The sequence below is a fragment of the Pseudomonas sp. LB3P31 genome, from assembly GCF_054897945.1.
Genome location: NZ_CM142710.1, coordinates 401,187 through 427,744, shown reverse-complemented (window position 1 = coordinate 427,744; position 26,558 = coordinate 401,187). Strand labels below are relative to the sequence as shown.

Genomic DNA, 26,558 nt, shown 5'->3' with positions numbered 1-26,558 from the left:
TGTGCCGGATCGAGCACTCAGGCCTTGGGCGCGAAATGGGCAAATGGGGCATGAGTGCTTTTCTGGAACCGAAGACATTGATCACATACGACCCGTTGAAATGACCGGGCCCAAATCGCTCCTGATATTCAGGAGCGATTCGAATGATTGCTCGGGTTTGAAGTTGGCCATCCATGTTGTCGAACGCCATGCGTGGAAACCGCTCAATGCTCGCCCTGCTTCAAGTGATTGTGATCAAAGACCCAGATCCTTACTCAAGTGGTCCTCTTTCATTTCATCAATGGCATGACCGTTTTTCATAAGGTGCCACTGCAGATGGTAAGCAATGTGCGTTTTCAAACGAGATCTTATTTCCACGTAATTGTCAGTGAGTCCCACGTCGGCGTCGTGATGACGCAGCACTTTTCGTAAAATCTGGGCGCCCAGTAACCCTATATGCGAAGCATGCAGCCGCACGAGAGGATCCAGGCCAGGTGCTCTCTTGTAGCTGTCGACTGCCTCTTGAATCAACCGCTCGAATGCAGGCGCATCGAAGAGTTTTTGTACCAATCGCCAGACTTGAAACTCGAGTTCTCTGCGCATTTTCACCCCAATCGCCTGCGTCCAGTCGCGACCGCAAATGGGCTATCGCCAGACGGAAATGAATTCACGTGGGCTTGCCTTGCTTAACCTGATCGTTCAAACAGCACGAGACGAATCGGCATCAGTTTGAATCTTGACTAAGAGCACCGTACGTACTTTTCGTTTCCCCTATCCAGCGTTCAACCTCAGCTTTTGCGTCAAATATTTCCGAGTCAAATGGCATCAGTCCTTGGAGAAGCTTGAGCGCAGACCATGCCTCGAAATCGTGAAAGGGGTTCAGGCCGATTACGTTGCCTAAACTCAAATCCACAGCGGACACGTCTGACGCAATCTTGGCAAACAGGTTGCTCGCCCGGTTCAAATCCCATTCTGAAATAAATAGAAGCAGCGATGAGAATGCCAGGAGCGGTCGAGCCCCCTTCACGGATACGCCTGCATCGCTTTTCGATGTGGCCGAAGCTACTGGAGCGTAATTCCTGCAGATGAACGTCGCCAAGACTTGGGCGCGTTGATATTCATGCTGTAACGATGACGGATCGAAAACTGCCTTACCTTGATACTCAACCGCCAGTTTCTCAATTCTTGGCGCGGTTCCATGCATCCAGACACGCTTTTCCAGAAGCGCATCCAACAGTGCATGATGTCGACGCGTTACCGCTTCTCGCGCTGTAGTGGCTAGATCGAATCCAGGAATTTCGATGATTGCCTTGCTCAAAACGATGGCTTCGGAAGCTTTATTCCAGGGGCCCGCGCGCATTCTTTGAAGTGATTCGATCCATTTGGGAGCACGAGGATCCAGGATGACAACAAAGCGCGAGGTCACTTTCCTTTGGAAATACCACTCTCGCATCGCACGAATGTCACGCTGCCCTAAAACGCCCAGCTGAATCCCTCGACAAACTAGTTCGCGGATCGCCTTGGAGACACCGTCTTTAGCTGACGAAAACTGAACCAGGTTTTCTGGTATGTGGTCCGCAGGAACGTTGCCGGCAAAGTCGCAAAATAGGTGGTGGCCATCAGCACCGCTGCTTTTTGGAAAACGAAAATAGGCTTGGCGGATCGCCTGACCTGTCTCTTTGGAATTTGAGGCTCTCACCACCTCAGCGCCGCGGCAAAAACAAGCGGGGCATTCAATATCATCCCAAATGAAGGTTTTCCAATCATCCGGAATGGGTGTGGACTTGCCTGGAGTTGGTTGCTGTGTACGCTGTGCCAGGTCTTCCAACAATTGGTTAACATCCAGTTCGATTTCGCGTGACGCTGAGAATGCAGTGATTGGCACGAATAACCCCGTCGGTGTAAAGGGAAGACTTAGTGGAGAAACAGGGCCAAGTCCCTGTTGATTGAAAACATGACGACCCACGCCGGAAACGAATGATGATGCAGTTGAACGTCAAGCCGGTGTGGGTAGGCTCTCGGGCGCGCTTGCGTCCGGTGAAGCAATCGTGCCGACAGCGTTCATGCGGGAAGCTGTACGCCACACTGTCGACTGTTCTTGATCAATCGCGACGTTATCGAACACCCCCACACTCACCATGTGTTCATGCCATTGAATTTCTCACCTTCGGACTCCAGGGGCACACATCAAACTATCCGCAATTCAACGGACTGGTCAGTTGATCACGGGCCAAAGCCTCTATAAGGCTTCGGCTTAGGCCGAGGCGGTGGTGGGGCAAGCGTTGTGTGATCCAACCATTGTTTCAGCCCTCCTACCGACTGGAATTCTAAAAACTCTAACGTATTGCTATCTGGGTTATCGATCAGCAGTTCGATATCACCGCCCTCCTGTCCTTCAAGTTCAAGCAGCCAGTTGGTGTACTGCTCGAAAGCGTCGAACTCTGCACCTACTGTCCCTTGTAGAAATGCTTTAGCTAACAACTCCGCCCTTACCCGTGTTTCAAGGTCCGGAACGTCCCAATGAAGCCCACTGCTCATGCCAAAAATCTCACAATTACAGATTTCTGGATAATACTGATTGAAGTTCAAAATCCTTTGCTCGTGCATTTCCGACCAGGCGACAAAATGGCATTCCAAACTCAATTGGCGCCACAGCTCCGCCGTGTCCAGCGCTTGGCACAAATGCAGGCGTCGATTCTTTTTGCACTCGTCCTTCAGGTGGATTTTTTCATACTTAAATTCGACCAGAACAAATCTCGTGCTATTGGTGAAAATGTAATCTGCACCAAGAATTGAGTCCTGACCGTCCATCGAACATCGGGTTACCGCTCGCCCATTGTCGACAGCCACCCTGTTCAAATAGTTGAAAAAAGCATCAATCAACGATTGTTCTTTCCGCCTTCTCATACACCCCTCAATACACAACCAATATCATCTGATTTCAAAAAATGGAGGCCTAAAGCGGGCCATCCCAACCTTCTGTTCGGGCCAATTCGGTAGAAACGCGCCCTGTTTCATAACTCCTGGAACGACCAGCCCGCCGAAGTCAAAATCTGCCGTCTCGTCTCGCTGGGAGACCCCTCCCCCAAAGTGCTCCGTCGCATGGCCAGACACAGCATATGATACAACGCGCTTTTAGCCAGTTCTGACGCTTCACCAAACCGCTTCAGCGCGATCTTTTGTTGCAAGCCAGCAGCAACGTCACCCAGTTGTTCCTCGCTCAATCCCATCTTGCCGTAAAACGGCGTGGCGATCGCACCCGGGCTGATTGCATTGACGCGAATACCACGAGGAGCGAGTTCGGCACCCAGGGTACGTACCAGTGAACGTGCTGCCGCTTTTGTAGCGGCGAGAATCGACAACCCGGGCATGCCTATGGTGTTCAGGAAGGACGTGATTACGATGATGCTGCCGCCAGCAGGAATGAGCGGAGCGGTTTTTTGGATCGTGAAAAAAGTGCCGTTGAAATTTAAAGCCAGGTTGTCTTCGACGTACTCTGGAGTAATCGCCTCCAACGGAGCAACTGTGCTGGCGCCGCATTGGCAAATACGATATCGATATGGCCGAATTTTAAACGCGCTTCTTCGACTGCACGTTCAATGTCCGCCACTTTGCGCACATCAGCCTGGATAAGCGTTGCTTGGCCATCCAGTTCACGACCTGCTGCCTCCAGTCGATCAGCGTTAGAGCGGACGATCACCACCTCTGCGCCTTCAGCTCGAAAAAGCTTGGCCGTTTCCAAACCGATACCCGATGTAACACCCGTGATGAAAGCCACTTTGTTTTTCAGTTTCATTTCGTATCTCCTGTCGAGTAACCAACGCACGGATGCGCGCCCAATGTTGCAATCATCGCCTTCCAAATCTGCTAGAAGCGGAGCAGCGATGTTGCTGTGGGGAAATCATTCTTGCGGCAAGGGATTTGGATAATCCGGCAAGCACGGGTTACACCTTCCCGAAAATCGATTAAATGACAATCGCGTCGTAGCTCTCGACAGCCGCGCATAGGTGATCAAGCTAGAGGTGGTAGCAGCGAATCGTGTCGAATGGCAGTGCAAGCGCTATCGGCACTCAGTCTTGCTGGTCATCGGAGATCCGACAAAACGCATATAGATGATGAGATGAGACCGAATGTCCGTTTTAAGTGTGTGGATTAGATTAATTTGATAAGCTTTAATCATTATGGTCTGTTGCTGCCGCGCGGAGCCGCAGCGCCAGGTTGATAGGAGAGACTGTTGAAATGAGGAAATCGAAAGCAGAGACGGCAGAAACACGGAAGCGGATCGTGAACGTCGCGTCCCAAGTGTTCAAATGCAACGGCATCAATGCCACCGGTGTGTCAGAAATAATGGCCGCAGCAGGACTGACGCATGGCGGTTTTTATCGCCATTTTGAGTCGAAAGAGCAACTCGTTGCCGAAGCCTGTGCTGTGAGTATGGAAGAACTGGTGGGTGCCGCGGAAATCGCCGTTGATGGCGGCGATGAGACGTTCTTGCAGCACATCCAAGACTTTCTTTCTGCGGAATATCGTGACGATCGTTTGGGCGGTTGCCCTTTGGTTGCCATGGGTAGCGAACTGGCACGCGCAGACGCAGATACTCGTCGCGCCGCGTCATCGGGGTTTGAGGGTTTGATCGAACTCATGGCTAAACGTAGCCGTTACAAAGATCCTGAGTCGGCAAAGGCTGATGCGATTTTTACGCTTTCGTCCATGATTGGGGCCGTCACAATGTCGCGAATTGTCGATGATCCGGAGCTTTCCAATCTCATCCTTGAATCGACAAAGACACGTCTACTTGAACTGTCATCAGGTCCTAAAATCAAACGTGTCAAAGCAAAGGCAGCATGATCGGTTTAGCGCTTGGGGTATCAGATCGCGATCCTGCCAGTGCGGGTGTTCAACTTGCCCTTTGCTTACCTCTATAGGCTCCAAAACAAGGTTTTTTTGCTGGTTCTCTCCTTTTGTCGGCCCTGTACAGTTGAGGGCGCGGTCAAGCCGGGCATAAGCCCGAAGGAACGATGGCTGCAACCAACCTCAACAACCTTCGAAGCCTAAGCGAGGACCCCTCTCTCCAATCGACCGATTAAATCCAGGACTGCTGCTGTTTCGACTCTCGTCCCCAACATCTCAAGAGGACGTTTCGAATCAAGCCCTGGCACCAGTGAATCCATCCATTTGTTGGCCGCTTCGGCGTCGTCCTCGAATAAGGCAATGGCCTCCTGATAGACGATGACCAATGCAATCAATCGATCGCTTTCCGAGGCGTTAAAACGGCCAGCTTTCGCTCGGTTACGCAACTTTGCCGTCGATACCTGGATTGCTTTTGTCACACTCTCGCTATCCACCTGGAGCTCATTCGCTATCCGGTCGAGAATTGTGAACGGTAGCCCGCGGTGAATGTGGGCAAACAATTCGGTGCCCCGAGAGGGCAGCTTGAGGCTTGTCCAAATGTCTTCAGATGTTTGCGATCCAGGTTGGTAATCTCTAATTGATGAAAGCACCTACGTCTCCTTATCGGTCCAATTGCAAACACAACGACCTAGTAGCTGGACACTCGATAGGAGTATCAAGCAAATGCCTCGTCTGGCCCTGTCTGATGGCTAGCGAGCCCTATGCCGGACTGCGCGTGGATTCACTTTGATCCTGGTGATATAGACTTCATTGTTTGCAGCTCTCAACCAAAGAAGAAGGCTTCCAATAAAGGCACTGAAAATCATGCTCAATGAACTGGAACTGACAGGACGCACACGAACACACATACCCCTGAAGAAAGACGACAAATGCCGTAGATAGCCCGGCGTGAGATTTCTTTGATCACCATCAATGTAAAACCGTCTGCCGCGAGCAGATCAGTCAGCACCGGCACCAGGGTCTTCTGCTCGACGTCGGTTCGATACTCGGGAGAAAGGACGTAGGCAATCAGGTCGATGAAGCGCTGTCGTGAGCACATCATTGCCCCACAGTGCTTGAGTACGGTGGAGTTTGCGTAGTCGTTGTTCCGAACGAAATGTTGCTCAACGTCGCGGTAAAGCGTGTTGAAGAAGTGGCCTTCAGGCCCGGACATGCCCCCAATTTGGACGCAGTATTTCAAGCCCATCCAAAGGTGGAATCTCGCCAAAAAGCGGATTTACCGAGTCCAGGGCTCCGAGAATTGCACGTCTGGTGATATCAGAGATGCGATGATCTTCAGGAGTCATCAGCTCGCTGACAAAGTCCTGCAAGTCGGCGTCACCGATTTCAGCCAGGACATTTTTTGCCACAGCGATCAGGTCATTGAGGCTGTGATCTCGTAAACGAGAGCGAACGTATGTCCGCTTACTACGATAGGCCTCTTCCTCGGTGCCAGACTCAAGACCCAGCTTGGCGCATAGCGCGGGTAGGTCGTACGCTTTAACGCTGTGAAGAGAGGCGGCAATTGAGTCCCGGATCTCCTCCAAACTTATGTTTTTTGCGTACGCCACTGTTCACCCTCACAGATAATCAATTACGCGGCAACGTGTCAACACCGGTTGAAAACTGACCCACCCTACCGAAGTAAAACTGACCCACCCCGGCGGTGTTTGAGGTCTGTTTATTTCTGTGGCGAGGCCGTTTCTCTCGGCACCACCTGACCTGATTTCAGCTTGTCCTTCAGTCGATAACTCTGTCCGCTGAGCTGGACGATATGCGCATGGTGCAGAAGCCGATCCAGCAGCGCAGCGGTCAGTGTCGAGTCGTCCGCGAAGGTCGTTGCCCACTGGCTGAACGGCAAGTTGCTGGTCAGCACCAAGCTGCCATGTTCGTACCGTTTGGCGATCACGTTGAAGAACAAGTTGGCTTCGTCACGGCCAAACGGCAAATAGCCGATCTCATCAATCACCAGCAGTTTCGAGCGTTGAACAACGCGACTGAAATACTGAGCCAGGCGCCCTTGGTGGTGCGCGGCGACGAGTTGCAAAGTCAGGTCCGCGGCGGAGATGAATCGGGTGGAAATGCCTGCCATGATCGCCCGATGAGCCAGAGCACTGGCCAAGTGTGTTTTGCCAACACCCGAAGGCCCCAGCAGCACGACGTTTTCCTTACGCTCGATGAAGGCCAGCCCGGCCAGTTCCAGGATCTGACTTTGCGGTGCGCCGCTGGCGAATTTGAAGTCGTATTGTTCAACCGTTTTCACCGCCGGCAGCCCGGACTGTTGCAGCAGCGCTTGCCGCCGCCGCTCGTTTCGAGCGCGATCCTCGCTCAGCAGAAGCTGTTCCAGGAAGTCGGCATAGCTCGTTTCTTTTTCGGCCGCTTGCTGGGCCAGTGCCGGCCAGTCCGTTGCAAAAGTGTCCAGCTTGAACTGTTGGCAAAGAGACTCGATGCGCAGATGTTGAAGGTTCATGGACGTACCTCAAGCAGTGCCTGATAGACCGAGAGCGGATGCTGCAAGCTTTCCACCGGCATGGGTTGGACGACCGAAATCATGCTACTCGGAACCCCTTGGATCTCTGGCAGGGGCAACAAGTGGTGCACTTCGGTATCCAGTCGGTGTTGCGGTATTTCGCCCGTCGTCGCATGTGTTCGGGCGTTGGCGACCTCCATCAACCAAGGGCCAATCTTGCTGTTCGCGACCTCAACGTCCAACAGCAAGTTGACCTGGTTAAGTGACGCGGCCAGTGGCACTACGAAGCTGTTTTTCAGGTAGTGGTTGAAGCGCTCGACCTTGCCCTTGGTCTGCGCCCGATAAGGCCGGCAGACTTTCGGTGTGAAACCGTAGCGCTCTGCCAAATTCAATAGCGCGGTATTCCAGCGGTGCTGACCGGGGCCATAAACATCGTGTTCCTGGATGATGGTTTTGGCGTTGTCGAAGAGTAGCTTTCGCGGCGTACCGCCGAAGAAACGCAGCGCCTTTTCGATACCGGAACACCAGGCTGCGGAGTCTTCGCGACGGGAGAAAACGACGTAGGTCGCACGGCTCCAGCCCAACGTTGCAACGAATGCCAACAACGGATCGCGGCCACGTCGAATGACGGTGAAGTCCACCTGCATCTGCTCACCAGGCTCGGTTTCAAAGCGAACGACGGCTTCGTTTTCCTTGGATTTCAAGGTCAGCAGAAAGCTGGTGAGAATTGAGTACCCGCCTTCGTAACCCTGTTCGCGGATCTCCCTCAACAGCACGATGGCGGGAATCCAATGTGGTCGAGCGGCTTCTACGCGCTGGCGCAGATAGGCCTCGAAAGGCACAAGCTTGCCCACGCGTTGCGCGCGCGGGCCATAGACGACGGGCTGGCGCTGGGCCTGTAATTTGAGGTGGCGTCGAATGGTATTGCGAGAGCAGCCCATCTGCCGGGCGATGGCCCGAATAGACAAACCCTGACGAATAAGAACACTGATTTCCACGTGTTGCTCCTGGGACAGCATGGGCAGCTCGCAAAAGCTGCATTTTGCCCAAGTGGGTCAGTTTTCAACCGGTAGGGTGGGTCAGTTTTGCATCGGTACTGACAGCAACGCCCTTAAGGCTAGCCCCATTGGGGTAAATTTTTACCTTTAAAGCCATCCAGGTACCTCAGGTCGTTCGCCGAAAAAACCGAAAATAGCTTACCTACACGCAATCGGATGCATCAGATCGGGGTTACTGACTCCACCGTGATGTATTTGTACTTCTTCTTAAAGGTCTTTTTGGCATCCATTTCTGCGACGATTTTGCTGAGGCTACTGGTGTCGTAGTGGACGACTTCATAATCGCCCTCAAATACATTCGACACATGCAGGGTAACCCGCAGCTTCGAAGATACAGCTTTTGCAGAGGCCGCAGGCTTGCGTTCGGGATTCACCTTGGGTACAGCGGTAGGATCAGGGTGGCCCGACGGCGTAGAGATTTGAATAGTATTCGTTGCTCCGAAGAGCGCCCGACGCATCTCCTCTTCACTCAACTGTGTAGTCATTCTTTTTTAACTCCTCATTACGGCAGTTGGATGGAGCCTTCTCCACAGTAAGTACTCCATTGCAAGCATGCCCTTGATAGAAGCTTACTCGAATTCAAAATGCCGAATCAAAAATATTAATGAGCTCCTCATTTTCCGCGACGACCGAATTCATATTAATTCGCTCGATAGCAGCCATTATTACCATTAACAAAAACAACACCACTGCGAAAAACGGGATGGGCTTATCCATATAAAATGGCGCTTTATCACTAAATGTAGTCAGCCCCAACAGTGAGATTATGCTAACCATGATTACGAGAAAATCACTTCTCTGCTTGTATTTCACATTTGCGCCCTTTAGCGCCGCCTTGTATTTTTTTATATCGGTTTTAGATATAACTTTAGCATCAAAATCGTTTTTTACGATGCTGGAATATTTATTAATCATTACTTGTTCGGCCATAATGACACCCGACAAATATTTCTTACTTCGTATTAGTCGGCTCCATAATCCGTAGAGGGTCATCAGAATGGTCTCAAGGTGAGATTTGCGTTCTACCAAGTAATCACTCCGAAGCTTATTAAAATAATTGACTGTCCCGTTCCCGGTTGTTTTGTTACTCACGAAATTATCCTTTATTTTAGATCAATCTATACACAACATCAGGCCCCGCCCCGCCCCTCATCATGAAGGTCTGGTACATCAATGATGCGACATTCCTAGACAAGATCAATGATGACTGCGCGAAGCCTTCGATATTCAATGCCTATTGTCCGCAGCCAGCACAACGATCACTTAGTTACTTGCCTACGACTGAGCAGCTGCAGATAGGTTATCGATGGAGCCTTTGTTTAAGCCTTGTTCATGAGGCTGGGGCAAGAGTTGCTCAAGCCCTACGCCTTCTTGTGGCAGACAGTTGCCCTCATTCCACAGATCGTGGACTTCCTGGTGGAGTTCAGGTAACCACGAAGTCACCGCCTGGTTGTCACCTGCGTAAAGGATCGGCAATGGCCTGTGGCGACCGATAGTTAGCAGCTTTCGGTAGAGCCAGATCGCCGGGTACAGCTGGGTCTTATGCTTCGAGTTGTAACGCAGCGGTATTGAAACACCCTCGGGGTCCAGATCTCCGAAGTATTCCGCTCCGTCACCGTCAACCTCCCTGATGACTTCATCCAGCGCGGTTCCAGTCGACGTGATGGCGCTACCCGCGCCATATACGACGGCCGCGTAACGATGTGCGGTGTCGTTCCATTCGCCAAGGCTGAAGAACGTGTGATGGTTCTCTACGACCAGCACCGGCCGCCCAGGTTTACCAGGCTGCTGTCGGTAGGGCAAGGGAAGGTCCACCCCTCTGGCACCAATTGCTGACAAAGCAAGCCTGCCGCCAAAAAGTGAATTGGATCGCACCCTGCCATCGAGGTATTTCTCATCCCCAAACATCTCAAGCGATCGCTCGCGCAACGGCACCATCATAAAGCGCCCCTTGCGGCGGATGAGCCATTCGTTGATGACCTTGGCAGTGACCTTTTCGCTTTCCGTCAGTTGCATCCAGAACCCCAGTACCGGCATCCAGGAAACGGCTGTCCAGTTTGGCTTCATCACCGAGATCGTTTCAACGATGACGGTGATAAACATGGGCATGGCCGGATTGCCAATACGCTCGAAACTGCGGGGAGAAGGAAGTCTCAGGATGCCTTGCTCATCGCCAGCCCTAAGGGCCTCCATGAGTAACCTATCGCGATTGGGATGCTGTTGGAGTTCTGGATGGTGTTCTATCCAGAGGCTCCTTAATTTCAGCAGCTCTATGCGCTTCTTACGGCTACCGCGCAGCGCTTCAAAAAAAGCAATGTTCATCAATTTGTACCTGCTCTTTGCACCGCCGTGTTAAAGGTTGCAGTCGCCATCTGAATGTGAGACCGGCCACTTTTCACGCCCTCCTTGCGCAGTCGGATCACCCGCTGAAAACCGGCAAGAATATTCACATCTTTCATGGCTGTGAAAAAAATCAACTGCACACCAATGGCCTCGGCCAGCATGATCTGGACATCAATCAACGCCCGAGTCTGTACCTTGGCAAACGGGTTATCAAGAATGAGGGGACAACCGCCTCCGCGTTTAGTGACGGCCTGATGGGTACGTCGCAACTGGCTCATCATCAGGTACATGAACATGGCGATGACCACCCCTTGGCCGCCGGACTTTTTCAGCCGCCCGGCATCCTGGTACTGGTGATCGGCATTCTGTTCCATTTGCAGTAATTGCAAGCCGAACGCGCGTTGTGGGGAAAGATTGATCATGCCAGCCGCGACCAAATCCGCGCCATGTTCAGGAATGACCTTAGTCTCGATCAGCGTGTTCAAGTAATGCCGAATAGAAGCCTTCCCAATTTCCGTCGAAACACCTGTAATCGGGTGGCGCATCTTCATGATGACTTTTCCACCGACATAGGGGGCACCTTTTGGCACCATGACCTCGCAAGCTTTCTTCAGGACACTCATGCCCTCTTCTACCAACTGATGCACTTCGCCCACGCAATTCTCAAAATCAGGCAGCATGCCGTCTAGCTCAGACTGAGAGGCTTCCGTACGCTCAACTATGAGCAGCATCAGTCGCTCAAAATCGCTGCAGGTGGTTTCAAAGGAGTTGCTCGACAGCTCGTGCGCAAGACCCGGATCAACGTCCTGCACCGCCTTTGACTTCACCACATCCGTAAACCCATCGAAGTGCGACTGAGCCAATTTTCGGGCTTCTTCCAGACCGACGCTTTGCTGCTTATAGCGGTCGAGCACCGCCATCACTTGCGCTTCACCGTCACCTTCAAGCTCAATAAAGTCAGGAGCGGCAGCTTCATGAGGAACCGCAGAAGTGAGCATTTTCTTATGCTTGTTCAGCACATCGACGTTCTTCTTGCTTTGAGCACGCCCCTGCGATGCTTTCTCGGCTTCTTGCTGATCGGAAACCAGAGTTTTCTCAAGCTGATCCGTATTGTCCTGGACCATCACGATGTGATGCGCAAGTTCATCATCGCTGAGTGATAGGACATCGTCAGAGGGTTGAGGGGGTTCAACCTTGGCGAAGAAGGCATCTCTGTCGCTGCTGGCCACCGCATGTGCATTCGATGATGATACAAATGCCTGTTCGTACAAACCGACTTGCGTTATCTGGGCCGTGCGTTCATGTGCCAGATCGAGGCTTAGCAGGTTGATCACGGCCTCTTCGCGCAGATCGGAAAATTCAAACCTGTACTCCTCGCGGGACGTGGCTTCCGCTTTACGCAACTGCTCAAGGGCTATCCGGCGAACGCCCAATCGCTGAGATTCCTCAGTATCAAATACGGCTTTGTCGGAATCGTAAGTCTTGATCAATGCCTGCAGATCGAAACCAGATTCAAGAGCTGTTCGATAATCGAAGCTGGGATCGAAAATCTCGGTGAGGTCTTTGCGATTCAGCAACTGCTGGGCGCTTCCCGCAAGATCGAACTGCAATTGCCTCGAGTGGGCGATGATCTTTGCTTTCGAATCGATCAGTTGCTCAAGGCCTTCATTTTCTGTATCCGCTTCTTCCAGAGACGCTTGCACTGATGCCAACTGTTGCTTCCATTGCGCAAGCGACTGTTCATACTCGCGCAAATAACGCTCCAGTCGCTGGACCCTGCTGGCCTGGTTGGCGATTTCACTTGGAATTGGATCTATCTCTTTCTCAAGTCCCTTCGCACGCTCTAGCACTTCAGCAGCTTCTTCCAGGCACCCTGCCTGCAGGCTCGTGAACGCCTGTTCTTCCTCGTAGTGAGTCTGAATGCTTCGCTCAAGCTCCGCGATTCGCACGGCGCCGAAGCGCTCTTGATAGTCCTTGAGTTTGTTGGCCGCATCACGAGCGTCGTTGCGGCGCTGAATGTGTGCGTCGCGCGTACCTGAGATTTCAGCGATTCGTCGTTCAAAACCGATCAGCGCGGCAGCCGCGGCCTCCTGGTTATAGGCAGAGTCGTCTTCCGCCGATATCACGACCCGATCGAATGCCGCGACGGCCGCATCAACGGTGGCGAGGGCGACAGTTACCGGGGCACTCAGGGAGAAGTCAGCACCCGCAACAATCTTGCATGATTTCTCCCACTCTTCGGAGCCCACGCAGACGCCGAGAAACCGGGCGGGGTCGGAGTCAACCAGTCGACGGGCCTCTTCAGCATCGGGGACAACATTGGCAATGTAGGAATTGGTTGCTCGCGCAGAATGAATGCCGGCAGTCCGAAGTAACCGGACAACTTGATCGACGTCATCACTTTGGCCCGCAAGTTCGGATTCTTCGATGGACTGCTTAGCGCGCTCGAGGTTGGCTAGGCGAATGTCCCGCTCCAGCACTTCACGGTCCATGGATTGGATAAATTCGTAAACGGTGCCCAGCAGAGTCAGGGAATCAGGGTCACATAGCTCAGCTTCGACCACCGAACACAGCAACCGATTTTGCTGAAGGTCTTCTTGAAGGGTTCTGACATCACCGACTTCTCTGTTCAGATTTTCTCGGATGTGCGCTTCCGCTTGAGCCCGCAATCCATGCTGCGTCGCCTGGTCACGAAGAAGGTCGACGTGTTGTAGGTAGCCCGTTCGTTCAGCGCGCAAGGTGTCGAGGCGATTTTGCGCCTGGGCAATGGCCGCCGTGATTCTTTCGATCGCAGCAGCGGCATCATGATCGAACGCACCAAGTACCCCGTCGTCCAGCAAGCTGGTGCGTTGTATCTCGGCATTATCGATGCCGGCCCCGACTTTTGCCTCCTCTTGCTGAAGCGCCCTGATGGATAAGCTCAACGTTTTAATGTGGGCCTTGGCTTGCGTTACTGCCTCAGCAGCCGCCAGCTCAACATTTTTCTCCGCCAAGCGTTTGTCGTCGTTCTGCTTCAGTAAAATATCGATAGCGCCACGAAGCAGCGCGCCCTGTCTTTCGAGTGCTTCTTTGATAGGGCGCAAGCCCTCAACTTCTTTTGCCAGCGACCGCTCCTCAATGAGAACCTGCTCATGAGCGCTGGTGATCTTCTTGTACGAAATGGCACCATTGAGATGCCTCAGACGCAATTGAGCCGCGTCCTTACCAGCCGTGGCCTCTTCAAACGCCGCTGCAGTGCGATCCACACGGCGCGTGTGCTGCAAAGCACGCATTGAAAGCGTGGACGCGCGCTGATGTACCAGTTGCGCCTGGTTTTCCAAAATGCGTGAGTTGAGGGTATCGATCAAGTCACCAAAATTAGTGACCTGCTTTTCTTCACTTAAACGAACCAGCTCCATGGCGGCGGCCAGTCCCGAGGCACGGCGTAATAACCCGGTTCGCGCTTCAAGTGCAAGCTCAAAAGCTTTAGAAGATTCACCCAGGGGCTTCATGGACGACAGGATTCTGGCCAACTGTACAAGCCGCGCCTCAAGGCGAGGCTTATTCTGGTATTTGTCCGCCACATTCACCACGGTGTTGCGCACCGTTTGAGCGCGCTCGGGATCCATCGTAAGTGCCATGAGCTTACGAACCAGATCCTCTTCATCCTTGAAAGTCAGGAAGCCGCTTTCCAGGCCACCCTCCTGCCCATTGAATTGACGCTGCATGACCAGAAGATCGAGATCCAGCAGTCGTGTGGTGGCAAGATGGGTGGTCCAATCGTGTTGATGGCGAGTGTGGTAAAAGTCTTCAGGACACTTCCTGTACATTTGAGTCAGCCATTGGTTGAGCTCCGCCATCGTGCTCACCCCCGGCACACCCAGCGTGTTGATGCCGGGTGCCGGGATATCTTCAAAGGTGATGCCGTGGTGGGATTCGAACGCGAAAAATACCCGATCGATGTCGTTACCACGTTCAATGACATCGCGCGTTGCAACAGCTTGACCAATAACCAAGTTGTAGTCCTTGCCCCCCGGCAAACGTGATGGCATTGACCACTCGATGATGATGAAAGATGGCTTGCCGTCTTTGTAGAAATAATCATTGAACTGATGGTTGGGGTTCTGCATGTGCTGAATGAACAGATCCCGCCGCGGCTCAAAAATGCTGAACACGTACGACAGTAATGAGGTTTTGCCGCCGGTGTTCTCCAGGTTGACGATGGCATTAACCGCCTCGTGCGTATCCGGCGCAGTGAAGTCGAGCAAGGTCTGGTCGTACCAGGCCGTGGCGGTACCGTAGCGGCAAACATGCATTCGGGTGATTTTTTGCATACAAAATCCTCAGGCCGTTGCGCCGGAACGCACATAGTCAAATAGTCGCGGTAGCGTCCGTTCACGCAACTGAATACGCAGTCGATGGGTGGCGGTAAATTCAACCGCTTCGCCCTCATCCTGAGCCCCCACGTTATTCACCAGCCCGTACTCAATCAGGTAGTTGAGTGCCATGCGCACCAGTCCTTCAATCGAGTTGGGTGACGCGCGATCGGCTTGGGGGATCGAAACCGGCAGGCTGTGAATGTAGCTCCAGCCTGGTCGCAGCTCCTCTCGGGAATAATCATTGGAATCTTCGAGTGCACTCATGCGCCCGGACAAACCCGTCAAGGTGTCCCTGAACATGGCCAGCGTCGCCGGCATTGGAAACCGACTGTCATCTTCAATCAGAGCGGTCGTTGGATAAAACACCGCGCAGATGGCCAAGAAGCTCAGCGCCAGCGCCACGCGTTGGTCTTCAGACAGGATTTTGCGAAGATCGCCAAGTCGTATGGAAAAGCGGCTTTCCTTACGTGCCGGGGCGATGATCAAGCCTCGCTCGCTGACATCCAGCACCATCAATTCCATTCCTTCAGCAATTTCCGCGAGGACCTGCTGCAGTTCTGGGCTGGCGCGGTACCGAGCCAATAGCTCGCGATACTCCACGTCATTGGCCGGGGTCGCACTTAGATTGAGTGCCCGATAAATCAGACGTGCAGCGGCGCTGTTCTGGTTATCCAATTGAACCTCCTAGACCTTTGTCTTGACGTCGAACCTGAGGTTATCGCCTCGGACCACCCGGGTTTCATATTCACCATCGAGCACGGCATGGTGGTTTTCAAATTCTGATTCGCTGTCGGGGAAGCTGCGATAAAGGCAGAACGCAATGCACTGTTGTTCAATCGCACTGAAGCCTTCGTGTGTTCCCGCATCGATCAGTTCATCAATCCGCCAAGAGCGGTTTTCTTCAAATTTTGCGGATAGCCATTGAGAAATTTTGACGACCAACTGATCTGGAAACGGATCTGGCCAGATCTGGAACGGCTCGAACTCGTCGTCATCCTCGTCATCATTTGCGTCTTTGGTTAACTGACGTCGCTCCATCAGGATGCTAAGCAGGTTCGATAAATCAGGTGTTTTGGGAAACACGGCCGGGAACAAACTGACAATGAGATCTTCGGCCGCCTGAGCCAACTGCGCTCCTGGGCGGATCATTGCTTGCGGAAGAAGATGTGTCTCAAGATCAGGAATGCCGGAAGATTTTCGGGCTCGAAACGCGGCTGTCTGAGCCTCGATGAAACGCCCTTCGGCGCTGCTAACTTCAAGCTGCAGCCGGGCTCTTACGGTGCCGGCCTTCGACAACAAGTCATGCAGGCTTGAAAGCTCTTGCTTGCTCTTGATGTTTTCGACTTCACCCATCTTGTTGCGAATCGCCATGAGCAACCGCCCCTCTTCTTCTTGACGGGCTTTGACGTGTTGGCGAGAGTCGTCTAACTGAGGCTTGATGTCCGTACTCCACCTCACCGTTCCCGGCGCGCGGATTGCCTGAACGATTTGCCCATGAATGTGTTGCCGATGCTCAATGGACAGCACCATGGCGCGCCTGGCGAACTCCGCGGCCTGCTCAAAACGCCCCCTTTCGATCAGGATCTGCATCATCTTTTCCATAAGAATCTGCTGATCTTCAACATCCACATTCAGCATGCCGATCAGAAGCAGATAACCCTCTGGTGAGGGGCGATACCGATAGACATCATCAAGATCCGGCTCAAGAGTCACCAGGCGAAAGCGGTACACGAGGGTTTGCAGTGTGGGCGCGTGAAAGTAGGTGAATTCGAATTCTTTGTAGTTCTCCGCTTTATTGCTCAAACAGCCAATCACGACATCGGCTGCCTTTGCACACGCTGAGCTGGATTTTTCTGGCCGGATCCGACAGATCAGTGAATTCACATAGGTGTGCACATCCGCCATGCTGTACCCCGCGCCGACAGCAGATCCCTCCATCATGAAATTGAGGGTGGCCATGCACAGGTAGTGGGTGTCCAGCCCATCAAACAGAGGCTCTCCATCCTCGTCTTGATGGAAATTACGAGTCGCATGAAGCTGATTCATTGGTTCCAGCAACCGCTGATTTCGCAGCTGAGGCGATAAGTCGATCAACTCGCTCTTGGGCTCGCCCAGCGAATCGGATGCATCGGGCAGCTGTTCGTTTGGCATGGAGTTCTAATCTGCTCAGCAATGAGATCAATATTATTCCTAATGCTAATCATTTTGATAGCAATGCCAGAATTCTATTGATGATCGTGTAACATGACAATCCCCTTCATCACAAAAAGTTCGACCATGCTTGAACACCTCAGTCAGCCACAACGAGACCGCCTCGCCTTCATAGATCTCAGACTGCGTATGCTAGGTGAGCTCAAACGTCAGCATTTAATCGAGCGCTTTGAAATTCAGGAAGCGGCTGCTAGTCGGGACATCGCGCTGTACAAAACGCTCCGTTCGCACAACCTGGTGTATGACGCGAGTTCGCGTATCTACAAAGCCAGTGAGTCCTTCGAGAACCTGTTCGATTCCACCGCGGAACAAGCGCTAATTTGGGTCACCAAAGGGTTAGGCGATGGGGAACCCCGAAACACCACACCTGGGATCACGGTCGATTTTCCTGATCAACTGTCGTGGCCGAAACTCGATATCCTGGCTCACGTCACCCAGGCAATTCATCAGAAATGCCCACTGCAGATTGATTACGAGTCGTTGAACGGTTCCAGCCAACGCGTCATCGTGCCTTTTTCTCTGATCGACAATGGACTTCGCTGGCATGTTCGTGGGTTTGACAGGAAGTCGGGAGAGTTCCGAGATTTCGTCATCACCCGGATCCGCAAGGCGAGCCCTCTTCCCGATGATCCCGTTGCTGTTCACGAGACGAGCGATCGAGACATCCAGTGGACGAGAATCGTTGAACTGACACTTATCCCTCACCCAGATCAACTGCGACCGGAAGTCACGCTCATGGATTACGCAATGGTTGATGGAATGCTGTCGCTGAAACTTCGGGCGGCTACGGCGGGCTACACCCTACGCAAGTGGAGTGTGGACTGTTCACCAGATCACAGCCTCAGGGGTCCAGAATTTAGGTTGTGGTTGTCCGACCCCTTGGCACTGTACGGCGTCAAGAACGCGATCCTTGCCCCTGGTTATGTCGCACCTGACGCGCGCTAATTTTGAATGGATGGTAGGTGGCACTGGCGATGGTTTTCTCGTTTGGATAATCAATCGACAGCGTTGACCTCGGACTAATCACCTTAAGGCTCGCCGGTAAAAGCCATTGACGATTGATCAGTTGCGCGAACTCGTCCCAGAGACACCGTTTCAAGGAAGCGATGGCTACCCTTTCGTCATCGTGTTGGACCAACACATCCCTCAACCTTGGCGGATGAGGTTTGAAGCTGCGAGCGCAGGATCCACTCGATTGCACGAGGGTAGCTACGCGAGCGATTGGCGGCGTTTTTTACGGCTGTGGATGCGAGAGATGGAGCACCTTGCCGCACACAGGAAAGGTGGATTTCATGATTGAACTTGATTTGAATACAAACGATGCAGAAGCGCTTTTGAGGCATTGCGAAAGCTATGTGCCTACGGATGATGACCCGCGGGAAAAACGACGCTTGCAGGCTGCTCTAGAGGCTCTTCGAGAGGCATTGATTCAGCATCTTCACTCGGATTAAATATCGCCACACACTGAAGCAACCACGTGCAATGCAAATTACTCCAGCCGCTTGAGCTCCACAGTCCCAACCAGAAAATCGAGGAAAATGCGAACACGAACCGGCTGCGCACCATTGCCAAGAAACACAGCGTGGATGGGATCTGTGTCCCCAGGGTTGAAAGCTTGCAGTACTAGCACCAGTGCTCCTGATGCAACTTTGGCGGGAAATTGCTGAGCGCCACAATTTGGTCCAGCCTGATCTGGCAAAGCTGGTCGGCTGGGGGTTCGGGGATGCAATCTTTCATGTTGAGACGGACATCATTTCGGATCTGAACAAGATCTACCGATACGGTTTCACCGAAAGGGTCGACTCAAAAGCTTCGCTGTTCGAGGCACTGGACAGCTTGAAGAGAAAGCGCGTGCTCCCTTAGTCACCTGGATTGCCGCTGGAGGACAGACTTCACCAGCGCCCTTCTCGAGGGCATGCTTCAGAAGATTGGCGGTTCCCAACCTTCAAATTGTTTCAGCGCATTCAACTCACCAATCAACTCTTTCGCCTGGGCCAATCGCTCCAAGACAGCGTTTCGTTCCACATCACTGAGGCTCTGTGCAGATTGCTCGATGTCGTCAAAGAACGCGCGAATACTGTTCACTTTCGCCCAAGTCTGAATCACAGACTCAAGCCGATCTCGGCTATCCTGAATCACCTTGAATCGGCGCTTTTCCTCGTCTTGTCTGCGCCTCTCCTCACACGCTAATAAAAACTGTTGATGCTCGCGCTCGCTCCGCTCACGCTCGATTTCGACTTTATTGGCCAGCACCGGTGCCTCGGTAATCAGCAGCTTAATGATGCCGGAAATTTTACTGACCAAGTCGCCAGGCTTATCCTCGATCCAACGCTGTATCCATTCTGCGCGGTAGTAGGGAGAGTAAGCTTGTAGACAAAGGCGTCCGGTGGGCATGTCATCGCTCATTACCCAGCCATCATGAAACGGAGATCGCCGTTGACTGGCAGGAAGTGAGTTGAGTCGAACGTATTGCTTGCCAACACTCTTCACAGGCACATACTCACTGATCTCGTAGACTGTTAATCCGAGTTTGACGCTTCCCATGTAAACCACGGTGGGGCGCTGCGGATGCCAGAGTGCAGGATGAAAGTACCTCTTGGACTCCTTTTCACGGTGATCCACAGGCGCACGACTCATGTGCGTGGTGGAATCAGCGAGCGTTACGGAAAAGCCTTTTTTCATCAGTGCCAAGTACAACTGGTTGGCAAAATCGACGGCGTGGGCGAGTCCGGTGCGGCTCACGATGAGATCTGCCATGGCGCGTTTTGTCGGTCGCAAATAACCGTTTTCGCCTTCCCGAGCTTTTCCAAAATGCTCTTCGATACCCAGCAACAATGGGTGTCTTCGAGGCAATGTTGCATTGGTGTTTGCTGGTTGGCGGCCCAATTTCTGTGGCGCCTTAGGCAATGTCTGTGAAACCTTGATAGGGGCACCATTACGACTCCAGACGATCAGGGCGCCTGGTAGCGCTACTGGCAGAGCCGGGCGAACTTTTGCTTTTCCCGCCGCAACTTGAGCCCAGTACCCCACTGGCGGTCGAGGGATATTCAAGCTTGTATAGACCCGAGCCAAATAACTGGAGGAGACACCATATCGTTCTCCGATTTTGGTCATTGGCGTCGACCAAGCTTGTTCGAACAGTGACTCTCTTGTCACGACGTCTTCGGACGAGTCATCGGCTGGAACGGGAGCGTCCGGCGTGTCTTCCATGGATAATCGCTTCGATGAAAGTGATCGTTGAAATCAGCTACAGCTACATCATACTAGCCTAAGCGTCATGACGATCCGAGGCGATTGCAGACCAAGATTGTCATCTCAGCCGCCCTCCCCTTGATTCAACACTATCGAACTGGTAGTGAGCGCGGACAACGATTCGTGACTTGTTTCAGAGTATTCATTGACGCCCCTTTTTCATGGACATAACTCACGGAAGTATGGCCCTAAAGACGCTTCGTCATGATTTCCATACTTAAGCGGCGCCACATCATTGAGTGTGATTTCCTACCTCATTTCTGCACCTACACTACGAACCCGGACGGTTCGCTGATGTTCAAGGAGTTCGACTCTTCAACTGATCGCGTCGATAAACACCCTTAGCAGCCGTTAGCGTTTGGCATGAGTAACTTGACTCGACTTGCCGTGGCTAGCCCTTTCGATGAAAGGGTTAGGCGTCACCGGCCCGCCGCTTCTTGAATTGTTCAAAACGATCCCTGTACGAGAACATGTAATCGAGGATCGCGTTCGTGAACTCAATGGTGTCCCTGGCATCTGGCTGTGCGATGGAAACGCCAACGCCATGAGCAGCTTCATTGCCAACAATTCGCAGCGCATCAGACCATTCGAATAGACGCTCGTCGATGAGGCCAACCTCTTTCATTTTCTTCAACGAGAGGCTGAGGTTTCGCTCCGCAACGCCATGCTCTGCGCATACACCTTCAATAGTCTTGCGGCACATGATTGCGGATGCTGTATAGGCCTGAGACCGATAGCATGCGCAGGCTTCTTCGAAGGCGGCGCGAATCTACTTGGGGGCATTTGGATTGACTCGGACATCGGTTTGGGGGAAGACCACAAATGGGGTATCCCATTTATCGCCTTCAGCCATGTTTCCGACATTTGTCTGTCGTACCAGTATGGGAGAGCTGCAAGCCGTGCATGACAGCAGCGTGTAGCGGCAAGAGGGTTCTTTGCCATCAAATTGGCGCCCGTATCCGCCGGTCTCTTCGGCGTCAACGTACTGCCGGCATTCTGTGCATTGGATGATCATGTTGTTTTGGGACACTGAACGATTAGTAGGCGACCTAAGCGGAGTAACGCTATCGTCGTTTGCGTTGCATAAGGCCCTTGTCCACGTAGATCCCTGAATGATTGGAATGTCGCGCCAAAAATCCAACATGAGCCAATGAGATGAGAAACGTGACAACGCCCGCACGCAGATTACGAGGCCATTAGCAGCGTGTCTATGGCCTGCCTTTTTCGCCGATCGCAGTCCGCCGCAAAAGGCCGCAAGCGCTCCAAAGCCGACCGTGACAGCAGGTAGAATTGATCAATTATTATCCGCACCAATATGCAGCGTTGAGTCGAGGGAGTAATTTTCAGTTGGCGCAATCGTTGCGCATTACACATCCGGCCAATGTTATCGGCTAGGATGCTGATTTCCCGCAGACAGGCGTCTATCCGCTGTGTTTTTAGCCGCCTTGATGCCCCCTACTTATTCAGCTTGAGCCCAAAATACATAGTAGATGCCACTTTGCTATCATGCGGTAATTGTATATAGTCAAAATTGAAATTACTGATATCAGATTTTTAAACAACAATCAGCCTCGCAACTATGATGGAGACGTCCATATGATAAAATTTGGTAACCAGGCTTACGACAGCTTGATAACGGAGCTACTAAATGATGCTGTTTATTTGGAAGGCAGATCAAACAGAGGCATAATATCAACCGTGCGACAATACACTGAAGTTGTCGTGCGAAGAATTCTGGATCTAGAGCCTAATGCAAGCATGACCTTGGGTAAAAGTGATGTCAGCTCAGCTCTGAAAGCGATAAGCAATAATAATGAATTGTTATTAAGTGCAGTTGAAAATATTAGAGTCCTTGGCAATAAATGCACTCACACTCAAGAACTAGGACCTATTACAGATGAAGACGTATCGAATATATTTGATTGCCTATTCGATCTTTATGCTTATTTGTTTGTGAATTTTTTTACCAAGCATAGATTTGGGCAAAATGGAGAAATATTGTCCTCGTTCTCTATTTTGCCTCCGATTATTCGATACAAAACACTAAAAAATCTATACGAGTTGGACCCGAAAAATCTCAATGTAATAGATAAATACACGCTGGCTATTCTTAAGGCTTTCGATGAACACGAAGCAAAGACTTGGATTATAGAGCGAAAAGAAGAATTAGTTGCAATGTCGACCCTCACTGAACAAAACATTGAAGACATAAAAAATAAATACGGACAAGCATTTGCGCTAGAAAACAAGCTCAAAGCGCCCAATATGTTTGATTGTTGCATGGATCGAATTGATAAGGTTGCGTTAACTATTTCAAAAAACGGCTTGCTTTATAATGACTTCGAAAGTGCTATGGAGCTTTTCAAGAGCAAAGGCTTCGTCAACGGCGACACGGCTGAAACCAACGAATTTAATGCCACAATGCAATTTGTATATCTAGGCAGAAAACCCAAGCCTAATGATCGGCTAGATGATAAGGAAAGATACTTAACCTTCTTATGACATCCTACGTAGAATTTTGTGCGGGTGTGAGTTGCCAGTCACGATTGGCCAATTTCGGCTAATCGTGGCCGGATGCTTTTCGCAGATAGCCGTCTATCGTGCACAGTGATTTTCTCGTTCGAGTGAATTTTCACAATTTACTATTAGGCTTGCCCGCATGAAGCGAGCGAGTAGAATCAGAAATTAGGTGCTGCTCCGCAGAGCCTCCAACTCCTCTGGAGCAAGCCTCTTCGTCTGGGCATAGCCTTGTATATACCTAGAAAGAATGGACGTCGCTTCTCTGAAACAATCCAAAATTTCCACCCAACTGAACTCAGGAAACTTCAAATCAGACGCGGATATATGGAACTCAATGGTACGCTCTTCTTCCTCGAAGTTAGAAATTGCATCGCTGATATGTGAGCCAGAAAAATGAACATAACCAGAGAGGTTCGCATAAACATCAGGAAGCCAAGGATGGTCTTCCTTGTGCGTTTCAACAAGGTATGCGTCCATGAGTCTATTGCCATTTCTGTCTTTCAACTTATCGATGCGGACGCCCTCTAACACGCTTGTGGCAAAGGCGTGCGGTTCTGAGACTAGCCACGCTGCCGAGAATCGTAGCGCAGTGTCAATATGCATTCGAAGCAACGATCGTGCACAGACCATGTTCCATGCTCGGACCATCGCAGTGACCGCACTCGCTGTACTAACGCTCCTTTTAATGGCCGCAAACACCATCCAGTCAAGTGGGAGCATCGGGCTGCCATTGGGACCGACAACCTGCATGCCCAATTTGAGTAATGCGTCGCTGTCTTGATCGAGCGCCTGTAACAGTGCTTCGACGTGCTCGCTCGGTAGAGGGTGGTCATTGCTCATTCCAGAGGCTCCTAACGTTCAGATTCAGGGGGATATCCAATAGCCTGTAACTGCTTTCTCGATATCGAATACCAAGGCGTTCAATCATCATCAGACAACAGCGGTGAATCGATGTCTATCTCAACACCTTTGACTAGCCCATCGATCCGAGAAATGAGCGCTGGGGATATCACTTCCAGTCGGTTTGGGCAGACCGCAATGTCATGTTCAAGAAAATCCAGAAACCGGCTTAAAACGGATTCCTCGACACCTGTCGGCTCGCCGTCCTCCTCCCTGTCAGTAAGAGGCAAGCTTGGGTTAATGGGTATGAGATCTACCATCGCTCAGGCGTCTTCTGCTCCGAACCTTGAGCACCTAAGCCTTCAAATCTCGATGACCAAATCAGCCCTGAATCCTGTTTGTTCACCTGGATAACCTCTTGGGTTCGAAATCAACCGGCAGCCATTTTCAATGAAGTCAGCAGAGGCGTGGGTATGGCCATATACCCACACATCCGCCTGACTCACCAATTCAGGCCAGTCATTCGCATACGCCGCCTCCAGGTGCATGCCGAGCTTTTCGGAAAGCCCTGACGGGGTCGGAGCATGATGAGTGATGACCACCGTTTTCCCATCGAATGGTTTTTCGAGTTCCGCTGATAACCAGGCGTACGTCGTCGTTGATTCACTAACCAGATCATCGGGCCTGAGGCGTCTAAAGTTGTTCGCCGTGCGAATGACGGCATAGTCGTTCATGCATTCCAATGCCGCTTTTTTTGCAGCGAACACATCGCCCATAAGTGAAAAGTCAGTCCAGGCGGTGGCGCACAAAAAGCGCGTCTGATTGAACACGAATGCCTCATTGTTCAGCACATGAACGTGCGACCGAGCACTTCCCTTCATTTTTATCAGGGTGAGCTCCAGGTGGCCTCTGTAGAATTCATGGTTCCCGCACACGTAAAGCACGGGGCAATCGAATGCGTCATTGACCCAATCCACCCCGCGTGCTTTCGTGTGAATATCACCGGCAAGAATGACGATGTCGGCATCAGCCGGACCGGGATCAAACGACGCAAACTCGAGATGCAGATCAGAATAGATTCTAACTTTCATTAAGAAATACCATTTCAGGGTGATCAGAAGTAGCAAGCAGTACACAGCATCAGCTTTGGCTAGCGGCTCTCAACGACTTGATAACCGGCCAAGATGCGTGCGTTCTCGAGCCTTGGCCGGCCAGGACGTACAGCTTGTTTTTACTTTCAAAAAAGCAACTGTTGAGCGGAACAATCACATCAACTTCCACCGGCGAAACGCATCTTCGAGACGCCTGAGCGGAATCATCGGCGAGCGCCAGGCTCCCTGGGGCAGTCCTAGATCCTGTAACAAATCCGGCATCGCCAGCAGCAACCGAGCATCTGCCTGTAAGCGTTCGAACAACCATTCCGGGTCTGCCCTATGCGCGAAGTTAGTACACACAGCCCCCCAATCGACTGAACCTAATCGTTCAATATTTGTTGGCCACCGTGTGATCCGCACAATGCCCTCGATATCCATCACCATGGGCGCAACATCGTAGATGGGTGCAAAGCTCACTCGCTCCTTGCCCCGAAGGATCGAGAGATTTCCGCCATGGTTGTCGGTGTTCCCGGCAATCTGATTAATCAAATCCCGTCGCAAGTATTCGCTAACCATGTCAGGTATTTCAGATTCTTGGCCGGCAGCAATCCATGTTTCCGCTAGCCGATCCACGACATCGAAATGATTCAAACAACCACCTCGATTGCTGACGCCACATAATGAATACATGGATTCGACTGCGATGCGCTCCACTCCCCCCAGAGAGACCTTCCGATCGAATCTTTGCATCCAAATGCTAGGCATCTTCGCTGCTTCGTGGGTCAGACCATCGGCGGCGATCGTGTCGATCCCCAGCTCGCCCAGCGCGCGGTAAAAGCAATATTCGCTATGCAGGATGTCGCGGTCTAATTGAGTGGCGGTGTTACGCGGGAACTTAACAAACCAATGTCGGCACACATCAGCGTCGCGTAGCGCCCCCTCAGGATAAAGCTGCCCCCAAGCATCTTCGACCAGCAGCATTTTTGGAGCTTCGCCGCCAGCGCCAAGGGCACCGCTTATCGCCATTCCCGATTCCCTGGCCTGGTCGAGAAAGCCCGTACCTTCCTGAACAACCTCGTCTCGATTAAACCCACCAGTTAATTTCTGTGCGGAACACAGCGCTCCGGCCGCACTTTTTATACGCATATGCCCAATGGGAGCAGCAGCGAATTGCTGCAGCAGAAAGAGATCAATCGACATCCCTGGTGGTACTACCACTCTCGACAACAAGTGCCGACGTCCGGCACCGGCCGGGATGATATCGCGCAGAAAAGCTGGGGCAGATTCACGCCAAATATCCCATTCCAGAGGGAGGTTCGCACTGACGGCCGGCGCTTTAACCGTACCCAGTTGAATGTGCTGATCCACAAGATATTCGGGCTGGTAGTTGATCGTGCACCGGCTTCGCAGGCTCTCTCTAGGTGAATCGAAGCTGACCACCAGTGCATCGCGCCAACAGCCATCCGAGTGAATTTGAAGCGTGATGGATTCCATACGTCTCGGCCAATTGCCGAAGCCTCACTGTGCCTTGATCAATATCAGT

Annotated in this window: 24 protein-coding genes and 2 pseudogenes; 4 read left to right on the top strand and 22 right to left on the bottom strand. The window is 52.0% G+C overall.

Annotation, left to right across the window (positions count from 1 at the left end; translation table 11 throughout):
- Nucleotides 1-234: 234 nt before the first annotated feature.
- From ACYZTK_RS01835 to ACYZTK_RS01820, 4 genes and pseudogenes are all read right to left on the bottom strand, one after another.
- Complete coding sequence (locus ACYZTK_RS01835; protein WP_462014995.1) at nucleotides 235-582, bottom strand: hypothetical protein; 348 nt, start codon at nucleotides 580-582, stop codon at nucleotides 235-237.
- Between the two features lie 121 nt (nucleotides 583-703).
- Nucleotides 704-1,864, bottom strand: a complete 1,161-nt coding sequence (locus tag ACYZTK_RS01830) for a hypothetical protein (RefSeq protein WP_462012856.1) — start codon at nucleotides 1,862-1,864, stop codon at nucleotides 704-706.
- 338 nt (nucleotides 1,865-2,202) lie between these two features.
- Complete coding sequence (locus ACYZTK_RS01825) at nucleotides 2,203-2,862, bottom strand: hypothetical protein (protein ID WP_185753177.1); 660 nt, start codon at nucleotides 2,860-2,862, stop codon at nucleotides 2,203-2,205.
- 131 nt (nucleotides 2,863-2,993) lie between these two features.
- Nucleotides 2,994-3,775, bottom strand: a pseudogene (locus ACYZTK_RS01820) (SDR family oxidoreductase).
- A gap of 488 nt (nucleotides 3,776-4,263) precedes the next feature.
- Between ACYZTK_RS01820 and ACYZTK_RS01815 the strand changes: the two are divergent.
- Nucleotides 4,264-4,827, top strand: coding sequence for a TetR/AcrR family transcriptional regulator (locus tag ACYZTK_RS01815; RefSeq protein ID WP_221174440.1), 564 nt, complete (start codon nucleotides 4,264-4,266; stop codon nucleotides 4,825-4,827).
- Between the two features lie 203 nt (nucleotides 4,828-5,030).
- Here ACYZTK_RS01815 and parS read toward each other — a convergent pair whose 3' ends face one another.
- The 11 genes from parS to ACYZTK_RS01760 all read right to left on the bottom strand — a co-directional run bounded on the left by parS (nucleotide 5,031) and on the right by ACYZTK_RS01760 (nucleotide 17,249).
- Nucleotides 5,031-5,480 (bottom strand): type II RES/Xre toxin-antitoxin system antitoxin, encoded by a 450-nt coding sequence (parS, locus tag ACYZTK_RS01810; protein WP_046054965.1) that lies wholly within the window; start codon nucleotides 5,478-5,480, stop codon nucleotides 5,031-5,033.
- A gap of 218 nt (nucleotides 5,481-5,698) precedes the next feature.
- The gene (locus ACYZTK_RS01805; protein WP_462012855.1) at nucleotides 5,699-6,043 is read right to left on the bottom strand and encodes an AbiJ-related protein; all 345 of its coding nucleotides are present in this window, start codon (nucleotides 6,041-6,043) and stop codon (nucleotides 5,699-5,701) included.
- A complete protein-coding gene (locus ACYZTK_RS01800) occupies nucleotides 6,030-6,440 on the bottom strand; it encodes a hypothetical protein (protein ID WP_462012854.1) in 411 nt (136 codons plus the stop codon). The genes ACYZTK_RS01805 and ACYZTK_RS01800 overlap by 14 nt, the downstream gene beginning before the upstream one ends.
- Nucleotides 6,441-6,550: 110 nt before the next feature.
- Complete coding sequence (gene istB / locus ACYZTK_RS01795; RefSeq protein ID WP_462012853.1) at nucleotides 6,551-7,339, bottom strand: IS21-like element helper ATPase IstB; 789 nt, start codon at nucleotides 7,337-7,339, stop codon at nucleotides 6,551-6,553.
- Nucleotides 7,336-8,358, bottom strand: a complete 1,023-nt coding sequence (gene istA / locus ACYZTK_RS01790; RefSeq protein WP_462012852.1) for an IS21 family transposase — start codon at nucleotides 8,356-8,358, stop codon at nucleotides 7,336-7,338. Before istA ends, istB begins: the two co-directional genes overlap by 4 nt.
- Before the next feature lie 200 nt (nucleotides 8,359-8,558).
- A complete protein-coding gene (locus ACYZTK_RS01785; protein ID WP_046054966.1) occupies nucleotides 8,559-8,882 on the bottom strand; it encodes a hypothetical protein in 324 nt (107 codons plus the stop codon).
- Nucleotides 8,883-8,976: 94 nt separating this feature from the next.
- The gene (locus ACYZTK_RS01780; protein ID WP_462012851.1) at nucleotides 8,977-9,489 is read right to left on the bottom strand and encodes a hypothetical protein; all 513 of its coding nucleotides are present in this window, start codon (nucleotides 9,487-9,489) and stop codon (nucleotides 8,977-8,979) included.
- A 183-nt stretch (nucleotides 9,490-9,672) separates the two neighbouring features.
- Complete coding sequence (locus tag ACYZTK_RS01775; protein WP_046054968.1) at nucleotides 9,673-10,719, bottom strand: Wadjet anti-phage system protein JetD domain-containing protein; 1,047 nt, start codon at nucleotides 10,717-10,719, stop codon at nucleotides 9,673-9,675.
- Nucleotides 10,719-15,053 (bottom strand): coiled-coil domain-containing protein, encoded by a 4,335-nt coding sequence (locus tag ACYZTK_RS01770; protein WP_462012850.1) that lies wholly within the window; start codon nucleotides 15,051-15,053, stop codon nucleotides 10,719-10,721. The genes ACYZTK_RS01775 and ACYZTK_RS01770 overlap by 1 nt, the downstream gene beginning before the upstream one ends.
- A 9-nt stretch (nucleotides 15,054-15,062) precedes the next feature.
- Nucleotides 15,063-15,773 (bottom strand): hypothetical protein, encoded by a 711-nt coding sequence (locus tag ACYZTK_RS01765; protein ID WP_046054969.1) that lies wholly within the window; start codon nucleotides 15,771-15,773, stop codon nucleotides 15,063-15,065.
- 9 nt (nucleotides 15,774-15,782) lie between these two features.
- Nucleotides 15,783-17,249, bottom strand: a complete 1,467-nt coding sequence (locus tag ACYZTK_RS01760; protein ID WP_462012849.1) for a hypothetical protein — start codon at nucleotides 17,247-17,249, stop codon at nucleotides 15,783-15,785.
- Nucleotides 17,250-17,438: 189 nt separating this feature from the next.
- On the opposite strand from ACYZTK_RS01760, the gene ACYZTK_RS01755 reads away from it, so the two are divergent.
- Both ACYZTK_RS01755 and ACYZTK_RS01750 read left to right on the top strand, forming a co-directional pair.
- Nucleotides 17,439-18,254: a WYL domain-containing protein gene (locus ACYZTK_RS01755; RefSeq protein ID WP_462014994.1), complete on the top strand. Its 816-nt coding sequence runs from the start codon at nucleotides 17,439-17,441 to the stop codon at nucleotides 18,252-18,254.
- Between the two features lie 347 nt (nucleotides 18,255-18,601).
- Complete coding sequence (locus ACYZTK_RS01750) at nucleotides 18,602-18,760, top strand: hypothetical protein (protein WP_185753180.1); 159 nt, start codon at nucleotides 18,602-18,604, stop codon at nucleotides 18,758-18,760.
- A 38-nt stretch (nucleotides 18,761-18,798) separates the two neighbouring features.
- Here ACYZTK_RS01750 and ACYZTK_RS01745 read toward each other — a convergent pair.
- The 3 genes and pseudogenes from ACYZTK_RS01745 to ACYZTK_RS01735 form a co-directional block, all read right to left on the bottom strand.
- Nucleotides 18,799-18,957, bottom strand: a pseudogene (locus ACYZTK_RS01745) (LysR family transcriptional regulator); the annotation flags it as partial.
- 272 nt (nucleotides 18,958-19,229) lie between these two features.
- Nucleotides 19,230-20,519: a hypothetical protein gene (locus tag ACYZTK_RS01740; RefSeq protein ID WP_462012848.1), complete on the bottom strand. Its 1,290-nt coding sequence runs from the start codon at nucleotides 20,517-20,519 to the stop codon at nucleotides 19,230-19,232.
- A 454-nt stretch (nucleotides 20,520-20,973) separates the two neighbouring features.
- The gene (locus tag ACYZTK_RS01735) at nucleotides 20,974-21,264 is read right to left on the bottom strand and encodes a DUF4145 domain-containing protein (RefSeq protein WP_462012847.1); all 291 of its coding nucleotides are present in this window, start codon (nucleotides 21,262-21,264) and stop codon (nucleotides 20,974-20,976) included.
- A gap of 893 nt (nucleotides 21,265-22,157) precedes the next feature.
- Between ACYZTK_RS01735 and ACYZTK_RS01730 the strand changes: the two genes are divergently transcribed.
- Nucleotides 22,158-23,063, top strand: a complete 906-nt coding sequence (locus tag ACYZTK_RS01730; protein ID WP_462012846.1) for a hypothetical protein — start codon at nucleotides 22,158-22,160, stop codon at nucleotides 23,061-23,063.
- Nucleotides 23,064-23,246: 183 nt separating this feature from the next.
- Here the strand turns inward: ACYZTK_RS01730 and ACYZTK_RS01725 are convergent, their stop codons facing one another.
- The 4 genes from ACYZTK_RS01725 to ACYZTK_RS01710 form a co-directional block, all read right to left on the bottom strand.
- The gene (locus ACYZTK_RS01725; RefSeq protein ID WP_462012845.1) at nucleotides 23,247-23,921 is read right to left on the bottom strand and encodes a hypothetical protein; all 675 of its coding nucleotides are present in this window, start codon (nucleotides 23,919-23,921) and stop codon (nucleotides 23,247-23,249) included.
- An 80-nt stretch (nucleotides 23,922-24,001) separates the two neighbouring features.
- Nucleotides 24,002-24,241 (bottom strand): type II toxin-antitoxin system PrlF family antitoxin, encoded by a 240-nt coding sequence (locus tag ACYZTK_RS01720; protein ID WP_052962712.1) that lies wholly within the window; start codon nucleotides 24,239-24,241, stop codon nucleotides 24,002-24,004.
- A gap of 42 nt (nucleotides 24,242-24,283) precedes the next feature.
- On the bottom strand, nucleotides 24,284-25,012 hold the full coding sequence (locus ACYZTK_RS01715; protein WP_462012844.1) for a metallophosphoesterase: 729 nt from the start codon (nucleotides 25,010-25,012) through the stop codon (nucleotides 24,284-24,286).
- A 174-nt stretch (nucleotides 25,013-25,186) separates the two neighbouring features.
- Complete coding sequence (locus ACYZTK_RS01710) at nucleotides 25,187-26,509, bottom strand: type II toxin-antitoxin system HipA family toxin (protein ID WP_462012843.1); 1,323 nt, start codon at nucleotides 26,507-26,509, stop codon at nucleotides 25,187-25,189.
- Between the last annotated feature and the right edge of the window lie 49 nt (nucleotides 26,510-26,558).

Coding starts and splice junctions, on each gene's coding strand:
- ACYZTK_RS01835 (WP_462014995.1), bottom strand. CDS start 582: ATGCGCAGAGAACTCGAGTTTCAAGTCTGGCGATTGGTACAAAAACTC.
- ACYZTK_RS01805 (WP_462012855.1), bottom strand. CDS start 6,043: ATGTCCGGGCCTGAAGGCCACTTCTTCAACACGCTTTACCGCGACGTT.
- istB (WP_462012853.1), bottom strand. CDS start 7,339: ATGAACCTTCAACATCTGCGCATCGAGTCTCTTTGCCAACAGTTCAAG.
- istA (WP_462012852.1), bottom strand. CDS start 8,358: ATGCTGTCCCAGGAGCAACACGTGGAAATCAGTGTTCTTATTCGTCAG.
- ACYZTK_RS01785 (WP_046054966.1), bottom strand. CDS start 8,882: ATGACTACACAGTTGAGTGAAGAGGAGATGCGTCGGGCGCTCTTCGGA.
- ACYZTK_RS01775 (WP_046054968.1), bottom strand. CDS start 10,719: ATGAACATTGCTTTTTTTGAAGCGCTGCGCGGTAGCCGTAAGAAGCGC.
- ACYZTK_RS01770 (WP_462012850.1), bottom strand. CDS start 15,053: ATGCAAAAAATCACCCGAATGCATGTTTGCCGCTACGGTACCGCCACG.
- ACYZTK_RS01760 (WP_462012849.1), bottom strand. CDS start 17,249: ATGCCAAACGAACAGCTGCCCGATGCATCCGATTCGCTGGGCGAGCCC.
- ACYZTK_RS01755 (WP_462014994.1), top strand. CDS start 17,439: ATGCTAGGTGAGCTCAAACGTCAGCATTTAATCGAGCGCTTTGAAATT.
- ACYZTK_RS01750 (WP_185753180.1), top strand. CDS start 18,602: ATGATTGAACTTGATTTGAATACAAACGATGCAGAAGCGCTTTTGAGG.
- ACYZTK_RS01740 (WP_462012848.1), bottom strand. CDS start 20,519: ATGGAAGACACGCCGGACGCTCCCGTTCCAGCCGATGACTCGTCCGAA.
- ACYZTK_RS01735 (WP_462012847.1), bottom strand. CDS start 21,264: ATGTGCCGCAAGACTATTGAAGGTGTATGCGCAGAGCATGGCGTTGCG.
- ACYZTK_RS01730 (WP_462012846.1), top strand. CDS start 22,158: ATGATAAAATTTGGTAACCAGGCTTACGACAGCTTGATAACGGAGCTA.
- ACYZTK_RS01725 (WP_462012845.1), bottom strand. CDS start 23,921: ATGAGCAATGACCACCCTCTACCGAGCGAGCACGTCGAAGCACTGTTA.
- ACYZTK_RS01720 (WP_052962712.1), bottom strand. CDS start 24,241: ATGGTAGATCTCATACCCATTAACCCAAGCTTGCCTCTTACTGACAGG.
- ACYZTK_RS01715 (WP_462012844.1), bottom strand. CDS start 25,012: ATGAAAGTTAGAATCTATTCTGATCTGCATCTCGAGTTTGCGTCGTTT.
- ACYZTK_RS01710 (WP_462012843.1), bottom strand. CDS start 26,509: ATGGAATCCATCACGCTTCAAATTCACTCGGATGGCTGTTGGCGCGAT.